The sequence below is a fragment of the Sphingomonas sp. GV3 genome (genome assembly GCF_031082075.1).
GTDB lineage: Bacteria > Pseudomonadota > Alphaproteobacteria > Sphingomonadales > Sphingomonadaceae > Sphingomonas > Sphingomonas beigongshangi.
Genome location: NZ_JARWLE010000001.1, coordinates 1,449,419 through 1,467,312, shown reverse-complemented (window position 1 = coordinate 1,467,312; position 17,894 = coordinate 1,449,419). Strand labels below are relative to the sequence as shown.

General features: G+C 67.4%; 17 protein-coding genes, 1 tRNA gene and 1 pseudogene. 4 read left to right on the top strand and 15 right to left on the bottom strand.

The window, feature by feature from the left end; all coding sequences use genetic code 11:
- Positions 1-24: 24 nt before the first annotated feature.
- A tRNA-Arg gene (locus RF701_RS06835) sits at positions 25-101 on the bottom strand.
- A 61-nt stretch (positions 102-162) separates the two neighbouring features.
- On the opposite strand from RF701_RS06835, the gene RF701_RS06830 reads away from it, so the two are divergent.
- Positions 163-903: a queuosine precursor transporter gene (locus RF701_RS06830; protein ID WP_203309576.1), complete on the top strand. Its 741-nt coding sequence runs from the start codon at positions 163-165 to the stop codon at positions 901-903.
- Positions 904-918: 15 nt separating this feature from the next.
- Here the strand turns inward: RF701_RS06830 and purQ are convergent, their stop codons facing one another.
- The 9 genes from purQ to RF701_RS06785 all read right to left on the bottom strand — a co-directional run bounded on the left by purQ (position 919) and on the right by RF701_RS06785 (position 8,581).
- Entirely contained in the window at positions 919-1,587 is a 669-nt protein-coding gene (gene purQ / locus RF701_RS06825; protein WP_203309575.1) for a phosphoribosylformylglycinamidine synthase subunit PurQ, read from the bottom strand.
- A gap of 1 nt (position 1,588) precedes the next feature.
- On the bottom strand, positions 1,589-1,819 hold the full coding sequence (gene purS, locus RF701_RS06820) for a phosphoribosylformylglycinamidine synthase subunit PurS (protein ID WP_203309574.1): 231 nt from the start codon (positions 1,817-1,819) through the stop codon (positions 1,589-1,591).
- Between the two features lie 17 nt (positions 1,820-1,836).
- Positions 1,837-2,616, bottom strand: coding sequence for a phosphoribosylaminoimidazolesuccinocarboxamide synthase (purC, locus tag RF701_RS06815; RefSeq protein WP_203309573.1), 780 nt, complete (start codon positions 2,614-2,616; stop codon positions 1,837-1,839).
- A gap of 124 nt (positions 2,617-2,740) precedes the next feature.
- On the bottom strand, positions 2,741-4,369 hold the full coding sequence (locus RF701_RS06810; protein WP_308814505.1) for an alpha-L-fucosidase: 1,629 nt from the start codon (positions 4,367-4,369) through the stop codon (positions 2,741-2,743).
- 77 nt (positions 4,370-4,446) lie between these two features.
- On the bottom strand, positions 4,447-5,244 hold the full coding sequence (locus tag RF701_RS06805) for a hypothetical protein (RefSeq protein ID WP_308814504.1): 798 nt from the start codon (positions 5,242-5,244) through the stop codon (positions 4,447-4,449).
- Between the two features lie 65 nt (positions 5,245-5,309).
- Positions 5,310-6,092 (bottom strand): SDR family oxidoreductase, encoded by a 783-nt coding sequence (locus RF701_RS06800; protein ID WP_308814503.1) that lies wholly within the window; start codon positions 6,090-6,092, stop codon positions 5,310-5,312.
- Positions 6,093-6,111: 19 nt separating this feature from the next.
- On the bottom strand, positions 6,112-7,254 hold the full coding sequence (locus tag RF701_RS06795; RefSeq protein ID WP_374758599.1) for a fumarylacetoacetate hydrolase family protein: 1,143 nt from the start codon (positions 7,252-7,254) through the stop codon (positions 6,112-6,114).
- A 98-nt stretch (positions 7,255-7,352) separates the two neighbouring features.
- Positions 7,353-7,796: a peptide-methionine (R)-S-oxide reductase MsrB gene (msrB, locus tag RF701_RS06790; protein ID WP_210358120.1), complete on the bottom strand. Its 444-nt coding sequence runs from the start codon at positions 7,794-7,796 to the stop codon at positions 7,353-7,355.
- A gap of 23 nt (positions 7,797-7,819) precedes the next feature.
- Positions 7,820-8,581: an SDR family oxidoreductase gene (locus RF701_RS06785; RefSeq protein ID WP_308814501.1), complete on the bottom strand. Its 762-nt coding sequence runs from the start codon at positions 8,579-8,581 to the stop codon at positions 7,820-7,822.
- A gap of 175 nt (positions 8,582-8,756) precedes the next feature.
- On the opposite strand from RF701_RS06785, the gene RF701_RS06780 reads away from it, so the two are divergent.
- Positions 8,757-9,977: a hypothetical protein gene (locus RF701_RS06780; protein WP_308815627.1), complete on the top strand. Its 1,221-nt coding sequence runs from the start codon at positions 8,757-8,759 to the stop codon at positions 9,975-9,977.
- A 9-nt stretch (positions 9,978-9,986) separates the two neighbouring features.
- Here the strand turns inward: RF701_RS06780 and RF701_RS06775 are convergent, their stop codons facing one another.
- From RF701_RS06775 to RF701_RS06765, 3 genes and pseudogenes are all read right to left on the bottom strand, one after another.
- Positions 9,987-10,376 carry an MAPEG family protein gene (locus RF701_RS06775; RefSeq protein ID WP_203309568.1) on the bottom strand — a complete coding sequence of 130 codons (390 nt, stop codon included), beginning with the start codon at positions 10,374-10,376 and terminating at the stop codon, positions 9,987-9,989.
- Between the two features lie 69 nt (positions 10,377-10,445).
- A complete protein-coding gene (locus RF701_RS06770) occupies positions 10,446-11,450 on the bottom strand; it encodes an inorganic phosphate transporter (RefSeq protein WP_210358118.1) in 1,005 nt (334 codons plus the stop codon).
- Between the two features lie 10 nt (positions 11,451-11,460).
- Positions 11,461-12,105: pseudogene (locus RF701_RS06765) on the bottom strand (DUF47 domain-containing protein); the annotation flags it as partial.
- A gap of 257 nt (positions 12,106-12,362) precedes the next feature.
- Between RF701_RS06765 and RF701_RS06760 the strand changes: the two are divergent.
- Positions 12,363-12,902, top strand: coding sequence for a biliverdin-producing heme oxygenase (locus RF701_RS06760; protein WP_308814500.1), 540 nt, complete (start codon positions 12,363-12,365; stop codon positions 12,900-12,902).
- Positions 12,903-13,040: 138 nt separating this feature from the next.
- A complete protein-coding gene (locus tag RF701_RS06755; protein WP_210358116.1) occupies positions 13,041-13,898 on the top strand; it encodes a hypothetical protein in 858 nt (285 codons plus the stop codon).
- A gap of 52 nt (positions 13,899-13,950) precedes the next feature.
- Here the strand turns inward: RF701_RS06755 and RF701_RS06750 are convergent, their stop codons facing one another.
- Together RF701_RS06750 and RF701_RS06745 are read right to left on the bottom strand one after the other, a co-directional pair.
- Positions 13,951-15,063, bottom strand: a complete 1,113-nt coding sequence (locus tag RF701_RS06750; protein ID WP_308814499.1) for a GGDEF domain-containing protein — start codon at positions 15,061-15,063, stop codon at positions 13,951-13,953.
- Between the two features lie 482 nt (positions 15,064-15,545).
- On the bottom strand, positions 15,546-17,675 hold the full coding sequence (locus RF701_RS06745) for a histidine kinase dimerization/phosphoacceptor domain -containing protein (RefSeq protein ID WP_308814498.1): 2,130 nt from the start codon (positions 17,673-17,675) through the stop codon (positions 15,546-15,548).
- Between the last annotated feature and the right edge of the window lie 219 nt (positions 17,676-17,894).

Genomic DNA, 17,894 nt, shown 5'->3' with positions numbered 1-17,894 from the left:
GCATGGACCGCACACGGACGAAAATGGCGCGCCCGGCTGGATTCGAACCAGCGGCCCCAAGCTTAGAAGGCTCGTGCTCTATCCAACTGAGCTACGGGCGCGCGCGGGAATGCGATTAGCGCGGATTGTGCGGCAGCGGAACAGCGATATGGTGCAGGGGTCATGATCCAGTCCGTCGAACGCCCCGTCGATGCCGCCGCCATGCAGGGGGCGGCATTTCGCTACTACGACTTCGTCATGGCCGCGTTCGTCGCGCTGCTGCTCCTGTCCAACGTGATCGGGGCGGGCAAGGTCGCGGTGGTGCACCTGCCCGTCGTCGGCGATTGGCCGTTCGGCGCCGGCATCCTGTTTTTTCCCGTCAGCTACGTGATCGGCGACGTGCTGACCGAGGTCTACGGCTATGCCCGGGCGCGTCGGGTCATCTGGGCTGGCTTCGCCGCGGTCGTGTTCATGGCATTCATGGCCTACGTCGTCGTCGCGCTGCCGCCCGCGCCGTCCTGGACCAACCAGGCAGCGTATGAAACGATCTTCGGCCAGGTGCCGCGGATCGTCTTTGCCAGTGTTTGTGCGTTCTGGGCGGGCGAGTTCGTCAATTCCTACGTCATGGCGCGGATGAAGCTGTGGACGGAGGGGCGTCACCTCTGGACCCGCACGATCGGCTCGACCGTGGTGGGGGAGGGCGTGGACAGCTTGATCTTCTACCCGCTCGCATTCCTGGGCGCCGAAGGCTGGACGCCGGCGCTGGTCGTCACCGTGCTGTTCACGCAATGGGCGCTCAAGGTGGGCTGGGAGGTGCTGCTTACGCCCGTCACCTATGCCGTGGTCGGCTGGCTGAAGCGAGCCGAGGGGGTCGATGTGTTCGACCGCGGCACCAACTTCTCGCCGTTCCGCACACGGCTTTGATCGCGCCGCGGCGACTTACGCGCCGACCGTTTCCAGCACGCCCTCGAAGAGGCGACGTCCGTCCGTGCCGCCATGCGCGGTCTCGATCTTGCGCTCCGGATGCGGCATCATGCCGAGCACATTGCCGGCGGTGTTGACGATCCCCGCGATGTTCCGCGCCGAGCCGTTGACCGCCTCGCCGTAGCGGAAGGCGACGCGGCCTTCGCCCTCGAGCCGATCCAGCGTCTCGGCATCCGCGAAATAATTGCCGTCATGGTGCGCGACCGGCACGGACAGCGTCTCGCCTGCGTCGTAGCGGCTGGTGAAGGCGGTCTGCGCATTGTCGACCGTCAGAGCGACGTCGCGGCACACGAAATTGAGCCCGGCGTTGCGCATCAACGCGCCGGGCAGCAGCCCCGCCTCGGTCAGCACCTGAAAGCCGTTGCAGACGCCGAAGACCGGCAGGCCGCGGCCCGCCTGCTCGACGACCGCGCGCATGATCGGCGAACGGGCCGCGATCGCCCCGGACCGCAGGTAATCGCCATAGGAGAAGCCGCCAGGCACGGCGACAAAGCCGATACCCTGCGGCAGCTCGGTGTCGGCATGCCACACCATCATGGGCTTGACCCCGGTCACCGCCTCCAGCGCGACGGCGAGGTCACGGTCGCAATTCGATCCCGGAAAGACGATGACGGCGGTCTTCATGTCAGGCGCGCTCCACCCGGAAATTCTCGATCACGGTGTTGGCAAGCAGCTGGCGGCACATGCCGTCGATCGCCTCGTCGGTCGTCGAGTCGGCGACCTCGAGCTCGAACATCTTGCCCGCGCGGACGTCCTCGACGCCCTCGAAGCCCAGGCTGCCGAGCGCGTGGTGGATCGCCCGGCCCTGGGGGTCGAGCACGCCGGGCTTCAGCGTCACGAAGATACGCAGCTTCATCTTACTCACCCCAACCTTTACTTGCCACGCCGCTTGCGGTGGGAGTCGAGATCGAGCACCGCCGAATCCTCGCCCTCCGGCATTAGGCCCAGCCGCCTCGCGACCTCCTGATAGGCCTCCGCCTCGCCGCCCAGGTCGCGGCGGAAACGGTCCTTGTCGAGCTTCTCGCCGCTCGTCATGTCCCACAGCCGGCAGCCGTCCGGGCTAATCTCGTCGGCCAGGATGATCCGGCCATAGTCATTGTCCCAGATCCGGCCGAACTCGAGCTTGAAGTCGACCAGGCGGATGCCGATGCCGGCGAAGAGGCCGGTCAGGAAATCGTTCACGCGGATCGCAAGGTCGGCGATGTCGTGCATCTCCTCCTGGCTCGCCCAGCCAAACGCGGCGATATGCTCGTCGGTGATCATCGGATCGCCGAGCGCGTCGTCCTTGTAATAATATTCGATGATCGTGCGGGGGAGCTTGGTACCCTCCTCGATCCCCAGCCGCTTCGACAGCGACCCCGCCGCGACATTGCGCACGACGACCTCGATCGGCACGATCTCGACCTGCCGGATCAGCTGCTCGCGCATGTTGAGGCGGCGGATGAAATGCGTCGGCACGCCGATCGCGTCGAGCAGGGTGAAGACATGCTCGCTGATCCGGTTGTTGAGCACGCCCTTGCCGTTGATCGTGCCCTTCTTCTGGGCGTTGAACGCGGTGGCGTCGTCCTTGAAATACTGGATCAGCGTGCCCGGCTCGGGCCCCTCGTAGAGGATCTTGGCCTTGCCCTCGTAGATCTGGCGGCGGCGAGCCATGTGCGGTTGTCCCCTGGAAACGGTGAGCCCCGGCGACGCCCTTGACGCGGCCGGGGCAGGATCGATGGCGCCTATAGGGGAAGGGGGGCGGGGGTGCAATCTTTGGCGCGTGCGGCGCCGGCCATCAGACGCGCGTCAGGCCGTCGCCCTCGACGATCAGGCCGATCCCGATCGGGTTGCGGAGCGTCGCCGGAACGTCGACCGCGATCGCGTCGGCGGTAGGCCTGAACGAAAGCGGGGCCGGGTCGCCCGGCACGGTGATCCGCCGCACCGATCCCTGCTTCGCCAGCGCGGGCAGCCGCACCACGCCGTCGTCGGGCCATCCCAGCGCAAAGGCGTGGACCGCGTTGCCCCTGCGGACATAGCGGATATCGCGGGCCGTATAGGGACTGTCCTTGCCGCCCTCGTTGAAATCGCCGCCGGCGGCGCGCGTCGGCCCCTCGCTCGACAGGTGCCAGGGACGCGTACCGTATATCGCCGAACCGTAGCGCCCCATCCACGCGGCGATCGCCTCGACGATCGCTTCCTCCTTCTCGTCGATCGTGCCGTCGCCCCGCATCGGCACCGACAGCATCAGATTGCCGTTCTTCGACACGACATCGCACAAGGTGTGGATCACCTTGGCCGGCGTCTTGTAGCCGTCGCTCTCGTACAGATCGCGATCATAGTGCCAGTTGCCCAGGCATGTGTCGGTCTGGAAGGGATAGGGCTGGATGTCGTCGTGCACGCCGCGCTCGACATCGTCGACGATGCCTCCGCGTCGGTCCGCGGGCGTGCCCTTCGCGGTCACCACCGCCTCGTTGCGGCCGCCGTGCCAGCGCATCGACTGGTTGTAGAAATGCGCGGTCATGTCGAGCCCGGCCTGGCCGAGAGGCAGCGAGAAATTGTCGAAGTAGATCATGTCGGGCCGATACGCGTCGATCAGCTCGCGGCAGCGCAGCGACCAGCCGCGCACGAAATTCGGATTGGTCGCGGGCGGCGTTTCCGTCCACAGCCGGTCGTTCTTCTCGTGCCAAGCATTGGCGGCCGCGATCGACCGGAAGCCGTCGGGCATCACCATGGTCGGACCGGTATAGAGCTGCTGCGGATCGAGGCCCTGCCACCAGCGCCCCTTGCCCTGCGCCATCGTCAGGCGCGCGGCGTCGTAGCGTCGACCGGCAAGCGGCCCTTCGGGATCGTAGCCATAGGCGGGTTGCAGCCAGTGCCAGGCGTGACCGGAATGGTTGGAGACCGCGAAGCGCATACCGCGCGCGCGGGCATGTCTGCTCCATTCGCCGATGATGTCGCGGCGGGGGCCGATCCGCGTGCTGTTCCACGCGTGATGGCTCGACGCATAGGAATCGAAATTGTCGTGGTGGTTCGCCAGCGCCATGAAATATCTGGCACCGGCGCGCTGGTACAGGTCGAGCAGCCGGGCCGGTTCCCAGCGCGCCGCGGTCCAGCGCGGATACATTTCCATGAAGCCTACCTCGGAAGGGTGGCCATAATACTTCAGGTGATGGGCATAGGCGCGGGCGCCCTGCAGGTACATTTCGCGCGCATACCAGTCGCCCGCCTCCGGCACGCACTGCGCGGACCAATGAGCCCAGATGCCGAACTTTGCGTCGCGGAACCAGTCGGGCGCCATATATCCGCCGATCAGCGAAGCCCATGTCGGTTCGAATACCGCCCCGCTGGCGCCACACGCCCGGCCATCGAGCAGCGAAGCCGAACCAAGGGCCGCGGCGCCATGGAGGAAAGATCGCCTGTCCATCGTCATCGCGCGCCTCTCGATTATGTCAGACCAGAACCTATGCCGGCTTTCCTATCATGTCGAGGCGACGGCAGCCGTCATTCGCTGCGAACATCCGGGAACACTCGCGCCCACCAGCGCCTGCCCAGGCGGTGCCACGCCCACGCGAGCAGCAGAAGCATCGCGCTGGGTGGCGCGAGCCATGCGATCAGTGTCAGGGTCGTCGCCAGCGTCCATGTCAGCGACGCATATCCGGCCTGCGCGGCCTCCAGCAGGCGCGGGACCAGGCCGACGCCCGATCCGGCGTCATAGCGGAACGAAATCGGCGTCGTCATGACGCTGGCACGTGCGGCCGCTCCCGCCGCCGCCGCCTGTCGCTGCGTCTCCAGCAACGCGGCGCGGCGCGCCAGCAGATCGGAGCGCATCTGCTTCGAAAGGTCGGCGCGCGCGAGCTGTCGGTCGACCTCTCCGAGATCCGCATGCGCGTCGGCCGCGCCGGTCAACGCGGCGTCCCGTTGCGGCGCCGCATCCGTGCCGACGATCTCGGCGCTGGTCAATGCGCCGCCGGCGGCCGCGATCCCCTTTATCCCGTCCTGTCCGAACCCTCGCGCGATCGGCGACGCGACGCGCAGGTCGAGACTCGCCGAGGCCGTTCCCGAAGCGTCCAGGTGATAGGACATGCCGGTGATGCGGCACCGGCCCGGACCGAGGCGCTCGCACGCCGTCGCATGCGCCTCCTGCGCCTCTGCGATCCTGCTCGACGGCAGGCGGAAGTCGTAGCGATAGGCGAATGCGACATCCGTCGCCCGCGTCGCGGCGTCTCCGGGGCCGGCGTCGGGAGCCTTGCTGCAGCCCGCGACCAGCACGCACGCCAAACCGAAACCAAGCCACCGCATCGCGACGCCCTCCCAGTACGGGATATCCTATTAGCGCGATAGAGATTGCGTCAAGCCGCTCGCGATCAGCGCCAGCCCGCGTCGATCCAATAATTGTGACCGGTGCAAAGCCGCGCGTCGTCCGAGGCGAGAAACAGCGCGAGCGCCGCTACGTCGACGGGATAGATGCGCCCGTCCAGGCATTGCGCGGCGACGATCTCCGCCTCGCCCTCGGGCGTGTACCACTTCTCCTGCCGCGGCGTCTTGACGTTGCCGGGTACGATCGCATTGCACCGGATGCCGTCGCGGCCCAGGTCGCGCGCCAGGCTGCGCGTCAGGCCCTCGATCGCCGCCTTCGCGGTCTGGTAGAGGATGAGGTCGTTCAACGCGAGGTGCCAGCTGATCGAACCGAAATTGAGGATCGCGCCGCCGCCGCCGGCGGCACGCATCGCCGGTACGACCGCCTGCGCCGCGAAGAACTGGTGGCGCAGGTTGACGTTCATCCGGTCGTCCCAATAGGCCGGTGTCACGTCCGCGATCGTGTGCCGATCGTCGTTGCCGGCGTTGTTCACCAGCACGTCGCACCCGCCAAGTGCGTCGATCAGGGCGCCGAACACGGTCTTGAGGGCATCCAGATCCGTGAGGTCGAGCCTCCGGAACAGCGGCGCGTGTGCGGCATCCGGCGCCAGGCGCTCGACCAGCGCCTCGCTGTCCTCCACGGCGACGTCGACGAAGGCGACCTTCGCGCCCTGGCCGACGAAGGCCTCGACCAGGCCCGCGCCGATACCCGATCCGCCGCCGGTAATGATGACGCGCTTGTCGCGCAGCGAAGGGTAAACGGCGCGCCGGTCGGCGGGGACGTCGGTCATGGGAAGGGCCTTTCGAAGGTCAGGCGGAAAGCAGGCCGCGCGCGGCAAGGTTGCGCATCAGCGCCAGTGTACCGAACGTCCAGGGTTCGGCGTCCTTCGACGTCGTTACGCGATTGACGAGCTGGCCGAGGCCGGGGCTGGCGATCGTCACAACGTCGCCGGTCTTGTGGGTGAAGCCCCGGCCGGGCTCGTCCCGATCCTGCACCGGCGCGAACAATGTGCCGAGATACAGCACGAACCCATCGGGATATTGATGCTCGCTCAGTGCCTGACGCACGAGTTCGAGCGGATCGCGGCTGATCTCGCGCATCGAACTGTGCCCGTCGAGACGATAGCCGTCCGTGCCCTCGATCGTCAGCGTCACCTGCGCATCGCGGACATGGTCGATCGTGAAGCGGTCGTCGAACAGTCTCACGAACGGGCCGAGCGCAGCGGACGCGTTGTTGTCCTTGGCCTTGCCGAGCAGGAGCGCGGAGCGGCCCTCGAAGTCGCGCAGGTTGACGTCGTTGCCCAGACAGGCGCCGACCGCCCGTCCATCCGGCGCGACGAGAAGCGCCACCTCCGGCTCGGGGTTGTTCCAGCCGGAATCCGAGCGAATGCCGACATCCGCGCCCCATCCGACCGTGGCGAGGACGGGTGCCTTGGTGAAGATTTCCGCATCGGGGCCGATCGCGACTTCAAGATATTGCGACCACAGGCCTTCCTCGATCAGCGCGGCCTTGAGCGCGGACGCTTCCGCCGTCCCGGGCACCACCGAACGCAGCCCGCCGCCGACACGCTCCTCCAGCCGCGCGCGCAGGCCTGCGGCGGCGGATGCGTCCCCGCGCGCCCGCTCCTCGATTACCCGTTCGAGCGCGGAGGTCGCGAAGGTCACACCGGCCGCCTTGACGACCTGAAGGTCCACGGGGGCAAGGAGGCGTGGCATTGCCGTTGCGGAAAGCCCGAGCGCCGACAGGTCGCCGATCGCTTCGCCCGCGTCCGCGTCGAACGCGGCGGCGGCGACCAGCTGCGCCACGGTCGCCGCGACGCGGCTCATGTCGTGGACGACGCCGTCGCGGATCAGGACCGGGCAGGGGCCTTCGCCCCGATCGATCCGGCCGAGCCACAGACCGTCACGCCAGTCGGCGCCGAGCACCGTCGCCGGATCGAATTGCGTCTCCACCAAGCCCCTCCATGGTTGCGGTACCAAAGCCGCCTGAGGGTCTCGTAGAAGCCGGGCGCGACGGCATCAAGCGGCTTTGATGCGCAGGCTGGGCGGGCTCAGCCTTCGACCTGGTCCAGATAGGCCCCGTAGCCCTGCGCCGCCATCTCGGCCTTCGGCACGAAACGCAACGCGGCCGAGTTGATGCAATAGCGCAGACCGCCGGTCTCGCGCGGGCCGTCGTTGAAGACGTGGCCGAGGTGGCTGTCCCCGCCGGCCGACCGGACCTCGGTCCGCACCATGCCGTGGCTGGTGTCGCTCAGCTCGTTGACGCGCGCCTGCTCGATCGGCTTCGTGAAGCTCGGCCAGCCGCAGTGCGATTCATATTTGTCCGCGGAGGCGAACAGCGGCTCGCCGGACACCACGTCGACGTAGATGCCGGGCGCCTTGTTGTAGAGATATTCGCCGGTCCCCGGCCGCTCCGTGCCGCTCTGCTGCGTCACGTAGAATTGCTCGGGCGTCAGCTTGGCGATCGCCTCATCGGTCTTGCGATAGTCGGTCATGTCGGCCTTTCGATCTGCGCCCGTCAGCTCAGCGGTGGCTGGCCGTTCGACGCGGACAGGCCACCATCGACGGGCAGGTTGACGCCAGTAATATAGTGCGCGTCCTCGCTGGCCAAAAAGGCGATGGCACCGGAAATGTCCGCAGGCTCGGCGCCGCGTCCCATCGGGATGCGCTCCTCGAACTTGGCGATGAGGTCGGGCTGCTCCTTCATCCCCTCGGTGAGGGCGGTGTAGGTCAGCGACGGATTGACGGCGTTGACGCGTACGCCGTTCTTCGCCTCGTCCATCGCCAGTGCGCGCGTGAAATTGGTCACCGCGCCCTTCGCGGCGCAATAGAAGCTGTGGTTCCAGTCGCCGCCGATCCCGGAGACGGAGGAGATGTTGACGATACACCCCTTTGCGGCGCGCAGAGCGGCGATCGCGGCGCGGGTCATGTGGACGACGCCGTAGAGATCGGTTTCGATCACCTTGGTGAATGCCTCGTCGCCGCCCTCGTCGACCTTGCCGAGATGATCGACACCCGCGTCATTGACCAGCACGTCGATCCGGCCGAACCTATCCGTCGCGCGTGCGACGAGCGCCTTGCAGTCTTCGGCCTGGGATACGTCCATTTCCAGCGTCTCGACCGTCCCGCCCAGATCGGCCGCCAGTCTGGCAAGACCGTCCGCGTCCTGGTCGCCGAGGACGAGCGCGGCGCCTTCCTGGGCGAAGCGCCGGGCGGCGCCTTCCCCGATCCCGGACGCCGCGCCCGTGATCACGATCACCTTCTCCGAAAACCGAGCCATGGCCTTGATACTCCTCACCGGCGAAGCGCGAGAACGGCCCGTCTGCGCGATAGTTGCGGGGGCGGCCGAGGCGCGGGAAACATTTGGTAATGGCCGGGCAACGACTTCAACCTAGGGTCACGCGGTAGTCCGCTGTTACGGCGGACATCCATTTCGGGGGGATGGATGGGCTATGATGAAATTTTCGACGCGTTCGACGCCGCTGCTGACTACGGCCATGGTGCTGTCGTGTGTGGCCACGCCGGCGGCGGCGCAGACGGTCACGCCGCTCGTGGAGGCGCGGCTTCGCTGGGAGCATGTCGAGCAGCAAGGCCTGCCCCAGGATAGTGATGCGGTGACCGTACGGGTCCGGACAGGGGTGCAGGTCAGCGACGGTCGCTGGTCGGCCCTTGCACAGGCGCAGGGCAATCTGGCGATCGTCCCCCGCTATTTCGACGGCCTGCATGGCGCCGCGACGCTGCGTCCGCTGGTCGCGGACCCGCAGAGCATCGGGATCTATCGCGCGCAATTGCGCTATGCCGACCCGGGCCTGGCGGTGATCGCCGGCCGGCAGGTGATCCAGCTGGACGACGAGCGCTTCGTCGGGGCCGGCACGATCCGCAACAACGGCCAGAGCTTTGACGCAATACGGGTCGAATGGACCCCGCTCGCGAAGGTTAAGGCGGATGTGAGCTACGTCTGGTCCGTCCGTACCGTCAACGGCATCGACGGACGCGGCGCACGCCCGCGATCGATCGGCGGCAACACAGTGCTGGCCAATCTGGGATGGGAGACGCCGATCGGGCGCCTGACCGGCTTTGCCTATCTCGTCGACGAGGACGAGGCGGCGGTGCAGGGCTACCGCCTGTCGAGCCAGACCTATGGCGGCCGCTTCGCCGGTACGCGGAAATTGGGCGCGGCGAAGCTTTCGTATCAGCTCAGCTACGCCCGCCAGTCGGATTATCACCGCAACCCGAACCGTTACACCGCCGATTACAAGCTTGCGGACGCCGGCCTCGATTTCGGTGGCCCGCGGGTCGGCGCGGGGTACGAAGTGCTCGGCGCGAGCGACGGAACGCCGCTGGCGAGCTTCCAGACGCCCTTGTCGTCGATCTTCAAGTTCCAGGGCTGGGCGGACAAGCTGACGACGACGCCGCCCGACGGCGTGCGCGACCTCTACGGCAGCGCCGGCTGGGGATGGCAGGCGATCGGGCCGGCGAAGGCGGTGTCGCTGACCGCCGTCTATCACCGCTTCGAAAGCGATCGGCTGATCCGGCATTACGGCAACGAGATCGATCTTCTCGCCACCGCCAAATTCGGACGCACCACGGCGGCGGTGCGCTACGCGGACTATCGCGCCGACCGGCTCTTCACCGACACGCGCAAGGTCTGGCTGCAGCTCGATTGGGCGCTTTGATCGCGGCGCTCACAGCAAGCGGAACAGCATCAGCGCAAGCCCCAGGATCGACACGGCCCAGACCAGGCTGCGGATATAGGGGATGCCGGCGAGGTAGAGCGGCAGGTAGACGATGCGCGCCCCGAACCAGGTCGCCGCGCCCACCGCGCCGAGTCCACCGGTCTTGCCCGCTACGGCGAGGCCAAGCGCGAGCGCGAGGAACGCGGGATAGGTTTCCTGAAAGTTGGCGAGCGCCCGCGCCGCGCGTCCCGCGACCGGCCCCAGCGGCTTGGCATCGCCGTCGCGGGGGCCGGCATTCCAGTCCATCCCACGTTCGCGTGTCGCCGTCTGTCCCTGCACCATCACGTAGACGAGGAGCAGGATGGTCGAGGCGCCGACCAGCGTGAGTTCGAGCGGCATGGCGGATCCTTTCGCGGCGGCGGCAGCGCGGCCTCGACGCCCGCCTGCCCCTGCCGTTCCTTACCGCAATCAGAGCCCGGAAAGAAGCTTCGTCGCCTCATAGAACGCCGCGCCGATCAGGCCGGCGGCGGGCAGCGTCACCACCCAGGCGACGACGATCCGGCTGGCGACGTTCCAGCGCACGGCCGAGAGCCGCCGTGCCGATCCGACGCCGACGATCGCACCGGTGATCGTGTGCGTCGAGGAGACGGGGATGCCGCCGATGTTCGCCAGGAACAGGGTGATGGCGCCGCCCGTCTCGGCGCAGAAGCCCTGCGCCGGCGTCAGCCGCGTGATCTTCGAGCCCATCGTGTGGACGATCTTCCAACCGCCTGACATCGTGCCCAGCGCCATCGCGGCCTGACAGGACAGCACCACCCACAGCGGGATGTTGAGGTCCTTGCCGACCATGCCCTGCGAATAGAGGAGCACGGTGATGATCCCCATCGTCTTCTGGGCGTCGTTGCCGCCATGACCGAGGCTGTAGAGCGCGGCGGAGACCAGCTGGAGCTTTCGGAAACGCTTGTCGACGCCCATCGGCGTCAGCCTCAGCGTGCTCCAGGCGACCGCCAGCACCAGCGCCAGCGCGAGGACGAGGCCCAGTGCCGGCGACAGGAAGATGGCCGCGACGGTCTTGATGACGCCCCACCACACGACGACGTCCAGGCCTGCCTTGGTCACGCCGGCCCCGATCAGCCCGCCGATCAGCGCGTGACTGGACGAGGAGGGGATGCCGAGCCGCCAGGTCACGAGGTTCCACACGATCGCACCCATCAGAGCGCCGAAGATCAGCTGCGGATCGATGATCTGCGCCTCGATGATCCCCTTGCCGACCGTCTTTGCGACGGCGTGGTCGAAGACCAGGAAAGCGATGAAGTTGAAGAAGGCCGCCCAAAGGACGGCATGATGCGGCTTGAGCACCCGCGTCGACACGACCGTGGCGATCGAGTTCGCTGCGTCGTGCAGGCCGTTCAGGAAGTCGAACAGCAGCGCCACGCCGATCAGCAGGACCAGCACGGTGAAGGAGATGGTCATCGCGCCAGCCTCAGGCGTGGTCGATCACGAGACCCTGGATCTCGTTTGCGATATCCTCGAACCGATCGGCGATCCGTTCCAGATGACTGTAGATCTCGCGGCCGACGATGAAGCGCATCGGCTGGTCGTTGCCGCACGCCTTGAACAGCGCCTTCAGGCCAGCGGCATGGAAGCCATCGACGCGTCCCTCGATCGTGACCAGTTGCTCGGTCAAGGTGTGCAGCCGGGTCTGGTTGGCGTCGAGACGTCGCAGCAGCGGGATCGCCTCCGCCGTCACCCGCGCCGCCTCGACCGCAAGGTCCGCCATCGCGCGCATGTCGGGCGCGAATTCCGTCACCTCGTACAGGCCGATCGTGTTGGCGGTCTGGTTCATCTGATCGATCGAATCGTCCATCACGCCGATCAGATCGGTGATCGCGGAACGGTCGAACGGCGTCACGAAGATCCGGCGGACATCGCGCAGCACATCGCGTGTGATGTCGTCGGCCTCATGCTCCCGCCGCACGATCTCGGCGATATGCTCCGCGGTGGTGCCTTCGCCTGCGAACAGTCGCTGCAGCGCCTCGGCACCGGCGACAAGAGTCGCGGCATGCGCTTCGAACTGTTCGAAGAACCGCCCTTGCTTGGGCATAAGTGCCTGGAACCAGGCAACCATGGCGAGACCTTTCGTTGGGATGGCACGTCGTGGATAGGCGCGGCGGCGCATGGCCGCCAGCGGCCATCCGTGCAAGCCGAAAGTGCGCGATCGCTGGTGCCGTAACGGGAAGCCGCGGTTTGCCGCGGTGTGCGCGGGTCGATTTCCGTGGTCGCCGGGCATTTCGCCGCGTCGGCACCCCGGCGGCGCCAGCCGATTCGCCGCACGCCTGACGTTCCGCCCTCGACAGCCGCGCCTGCAGCCGGCAGGGCAGCGCAATGTCGTTCGTCGCCACGCTTCGCAAGGCAACCGCTGCCGATCACGACGCCGTCGACGCGGGTTTCGGCATGTTCCGATTGCACGATGCGACCGACTACGGGCTTTTCCTGTTTGCCCATGCCCAGGCCTTGCACGTGGTCGAAACGGCGTTGGCGGGGGATTCGACGCTCCCGGCCTGGCGACCCAGGGCGGCGTTGCTGGCGGCGGACCTCGCGGCGCTCGGCCTGGCGCTGCCCGCGCCTGGCCCCGCAACCGCTAACCTGGACGATCCCGATGGTCGCTGGGGGGCGCTCTACGTCATCGAAGGGTCGCGGCTCGGCGGGAGGGTATTGGCCAAAACGGTGCCGTCGGCCTTGCCGACGGCCTATCTGGCGGCGGTGCACGAGCAGGGCGAGTGGCGCACGCTGCTCGCGGCGATCGACGCAAGGGGCGCGGCCTCCGACGATCGTGCGCGCGGCGCGATAATCCGGGGTGCTCGGCAAACGTTTGCACTTTTCGCGGCTGCCGCGCTCGCCGCCCACGCCGATAGGCACCGATAAATTACTCAAAGCGGCGGTTTTATCGTGTGACTCATCGACAGTTTTTAAATCGGCGTGCCACTATCCTGCGGGATCGGGAGCAGCGGCCGTGGGATCGGACAGGTGAAGATCGCAAGCGTTACACGACATCTTGCGCTCATGCAGACCCGGATCATCGCCGCCGGACTGCGTCGCTTCGAGGGCGATGTCGATCGCTTTGCGATCTTCGCGCTGATCATGCGCGAAACCTTGCGCGGGGGGGCGCGGACCAAGGGCATTTCGATGCATTCGATGGCGATATCGCTCTCGCGATCATTCGAGACCGTACGACGCCACGTGAAGGCCCTGATCAGCGCGGAATTGTGCGCTCGCGTCCCGGGCGGCGTAGTCGTGCATCCGGATGTCTTCACCCGGCCCGACATTCAGCGACTCATGACGCTGACGCATGACAGCTTCGTCGCCTTCGCGCAGGGCCTGCGCGATGCGGGGGAACTGCCGCCGATCCGCGCGGCCGCCGAGATCTACCTCCCGACCGCCGGCATCGGCGCGGCCGTCGACGTGATGCTCGGCACGGTCGAGAGCAATCGGGCGATCCACGGCAGCTGGCTGGACCTCGTGCTCTTCTCCACCATCCTGTGCGGCAACCTCGATCGGCAGGCGGCGCTGTGCGACGCGCCGACCGATCCGAACGCCCGCATCCAGTTCAGCGGTGCCCATGCCATTCGGGCGAGCACCCTGACGCGCGTGCTGAACCTACCCGAAACGACGGTTCGCCGGCGTCTGACGCGGCTCAGCGCGGCGGGCGGACCGGTCCAGCGGCTACGCCAGGGGTTCGTGATCCACGCCGCGTGGATGAACAGGGAGGATGCGGTGGAGACAAGCGCCCGCACCGCCAGCACGGTTCGCCTGGCGCTGGCGGCCGCCGCGGTGCAGGGCTTTCCCTTCGACCGCATCGAAACCGCCTATCTCGATGGCCCGCCGCCGCCGGTCGCCTTCGACATTCGGGTGGCCGCCTGAGCCCCGGTTTTTGCCGCCGCCGGAGCTGCGACGCGACACGCCGGTGCGACGATCACTCTGAGTCGATCGGTGCCGTCGCGATGCGGTTCTTGCCCGACCGCTTGGCGACGTAGAGCGCGGCGTCCGCGTCCCGCATCGCCTGGACCGGATCTCCATGCACTTCCGCCAGGCCGATTGAGATGCTCAGCGCGCCGATCGGCTTGCCCGTGTCGCGATTGACGAGCGATCGATCGGCTATGGCCGCGCGAACGGCATTCAGTTGCGCGCAGGCTTCATCCAGGCTGCTATCCGCGAACAGGCAGGCGAACTCTTCGCCGCCATGGCGGGCGACGGTGGCGCTGTTGCCTAGGTCCGATTCGAGCGCGCGGGCGACCAGCTTGAGCACCCGGTCGCCGGTGTCATGCCCGTGTCGGTCGTTTACCGCCTTGAAGTCGTCGATGTCGCACAGGGCGACGCACCAGGGCCGGTCGTTCGCGGCGTCCGCCTCCGCGCGCGCGCGCAACCGTACGTCGAACCCCCGTCGGTTGATCAGTCCCGTCAGGTGGTCGCGTTCCGCGATCCGCTGCGCACGATCCAGATTGTCGCGCAGCAGAGACGTCTCGCGGTGGGTTTCCTCCAGTTTCTCCGCCATCCGCCGCGAGGTCGCGACCGCCTGCACCGTCAGGTCGATCAGCCGGCCGATGGCATCGCCGTCATTGACCGCGATAAGCCGCGCCTCGCGGTCCAGCGCAATGCCGTAATCCTGCGCCGAGGCCCGGGATTGCCCGATCAGCGTCAGGCATCGGCCGAGTTGCGCCGCCAGCCCGTCCGCCATCTGCGCGAGCGCCGCCGGACGAATCGTGCCGCTGCGATCCTCGGCCAGCGTCCGGATGAACGCCGCATCGAGGCCCTGCGTGGTGCGCAGCTGCTCCTGAACCGCGAAGACCAGGGCGGAATCGCCGCCGCGCAGATAATCCAGGACCACGCCGAAGACGTCCGCGCTCAATGGCAGCCGATGGGTGAAGATGAAGTCGCCGACTTCCGCATAGAGCGCAGCATCGCCGGCGCGGAAGGCATCGCCGAGATGCGTCGACTGGATGTCCGGCGCGGGCTGTCGTTCGCCCGGCGCGAGCCAGGAGGACAGTCTAAACCGCCGCCGTTGCTCGGCGTTCGGTATCGCATTCATGACGCGATCTCCTCTCGGTGGGCACGCGTCTCTTGGCGGAAAACCGGATGGTCCATCGGCATCGCGCGCGGCGCCCCGGATGCGTGCCGCCCACGTCGCCGAGGGGCAGGCGAGGGCGCGTCCACGCGCCGCCTCTCGGGCCGATCCTCGCCGGTGACTGGATGGGCGCAGGCGGCGCGGAGAAGCATTGGTTTACGGTCCCTTATCGGATCGATCTCGATGCTGGGGATCGATCGGCGCGGGATGTCGCGGTTGCAGGCATCGGACACCATGAGGCGCCTGCCGAACGGGGGCTGCAGCCAGTCAGGGTGCCGCGCCCGGACGTACGGCCCCACTCGGGCCTGACTGCCCGGAATGTCGGGAACGCGCGGGGTGGGCGATGCAGCGGGCATGCGGCCGACATGGCCGTTCCGGGTGAAGAATTGATCGACGTTTACTCAAAACGGCGACAAAGCCGCGAAATAAACCGAATCCGTTGTATTTTACTCGACGATCGGCGCGGTCATGATTGCCCGGACTCCCGGCGCATTGTCCAGATAGTCCAGCGTGCCGTTCAGACGCTGCACCATAGCCGCCATCATGCGGCTGCCGAACCCTTCACCCTTGCCCTTGCCGCGCCCTTCATCCGCCACGATCAGGCGGAGCAGCGCGCCATGCTGTTCGGTGGCGATCATCAGCGGACCCGGCGTCCCGCCATAGGCATATTTGCTCGCGTTGATGACCAGTTCGGTGAGGATGAGGCCGATGTTCACGGCACGATCGGTCGGCACGAGCACCGGTGCCAGGTCCAGTCGGATCTGGGCGGCCCAATCGGCACCCATCGACGTCCGCATGTCGGCGACGAGCTCGTCGACGTAGCGGGACAGGTCGACGCTTTCGACCTGATCGTCGCGATAGAGGCGGCGGTGGACGAGCGCGACCGCCGCCAGCCGGGCCTGCGCCTCCGCCAGATGCTCCGCCACCGCGCCGTCGCCCGCGGTCTTCGCTTGAAGCCGCAGGAAGGAGGCGACCAGCTGCAGGCTGTTCTGCACCCGGTGGTTGACCTCCTTCATCAGGACGTCCTTCTGCGCGATCAGCGCGTCCTTTTCGACGACCATGCGGCTGAGTTCGCGATTGAGGCCGCGCAGCTGCTGGCTGGTTCGTGCCTCGTGGAACCGGCGGCGCAGTCGATGCGCGGCCTCGATCTCTTCCAGCGACCAGCGGCGCGCATGCCCGCGTACCGTCTCGCTCCATGTCTCGAACGAGGCACGCGGCGTCAGCCGCTCGCCGGGAGCCAGCGAAACCGCCTTGTGCGGGTTGCCGGCCCACTCGACCTTGGTGATGCGTTCCGCGCGGAGCCAGATCAACGTCGCATCTTCGTCGCGCAACGGTACCGCGATCATGCCGCTCGCGAGCGCGCGATGCTCCGCCATTGCGGGAAGATTCGCGCCGAGTTCGTGCGTGGTGACCGGTTCGCCGCCGCGCGACTGCGCCCAGCGGGCCAGCATCGACAGAATGGCGGGCGGGGGGCAGTGGCCGTCGGTCTCGATCGTCGTGCGCGTGACCATCGCGAAACCGTCGGCGTCCAGCATCGTGCGCAGGTCGCCCTTCACAACGCCGATGATCTCCGCCAGTGGAATGTCGCCCTGCAATTGCGGGACGACATTGTCCTCGACGGCGCGCAGGTTCAGCCGCTCGCGATAGGCGACCGCCTCCTGCTTGGCGCGGATCTGGCGCGCAAGCCCGCTCGCCAGCGTCGCCGCCGCGTTGCGCACGTCGGGTGAGAGCAGCCTAGGGGTCATGTTGTGGCAGGCGACGAGGCCCCAGAGCAGGCCATCCTTGACGATCGAGATCGAAGCGGATGCCTGCACGCCCATGTTGTGCAGATACTCGGTATGGATCGGCGACACGCTTCGCAGCGCAACGTCGCTGAGATCGATCCCCGCGAGCGCGGCGGGGCGGATCGGCTGCGGGACGTAGCCGGCGTCGGGAATCGCGCGCGTGCGGTTGCGGATATACAGCGCGCGGGCCTGGCGCGGTATGTCGCTCGCGGGGAAATGGTGGTTCAGGAAGCTGTGCAGACCTGGCACGCGATCCTCCGCGACCACGCAACCCGCCTCGTCATCGAGGAAGCGATAGATCATGACCCGGTCGAAGCCGGTCAGGACGCGAAACGCCTTGGCCGCGCGTTCGTACAGCGACGCCACGTCCGCGGCGCGCTCGAACCCCGCCGCCGTCGCGTCAAGCCAGGACAGGATCGACGTCGCGGTCGCCGCCTCGCGGCCGGTCGGCTCGAGTTCGACCAGCAGATGCCGCTCACCCCGGTGCAAAGTCGCCACGAAGGTCTCGTCCATCCCGGCTATCACGGGCGGCATGGCGACGTCCGGACTGGTCGGCAAGACGTTGTCCAGCAGGGTCGCGACATCGCAGCCAAGCACGTCCGCGAGCGGTCGGCCCAGCCAGTCCGCCGCCAGCCGCTCCTCGATCGTACCGGCGCCCCCGACGATCTCGTGCGCGCCATCCGCCGCCGCGATCAACAACAACCCATGCGGTTGGATCGCGCCGGGGACATGGATCGGCTCGCGATCGCATGCGGTCAGGTCCTGTCGAATGTCGGTCGGGTCGGTGGCCATCGGGTCTCTTGCGATCGGAACGGAAATAATGGGCCGGGGACCGAGGCTTTACAATGCGAGCAGCGTTGATCTGCATTAATAGCGTCGGTTCCCGCGAGCTGTGTACGGTTCCGCACAGGACGGTGGACGAGGGTGGACCGTCACGATTATGGGTCGCACCATCGCAGATGGGGCGTGACGGCCAAGCGTCTGATCCCATGCGGGATCGGCTCCGAGGCG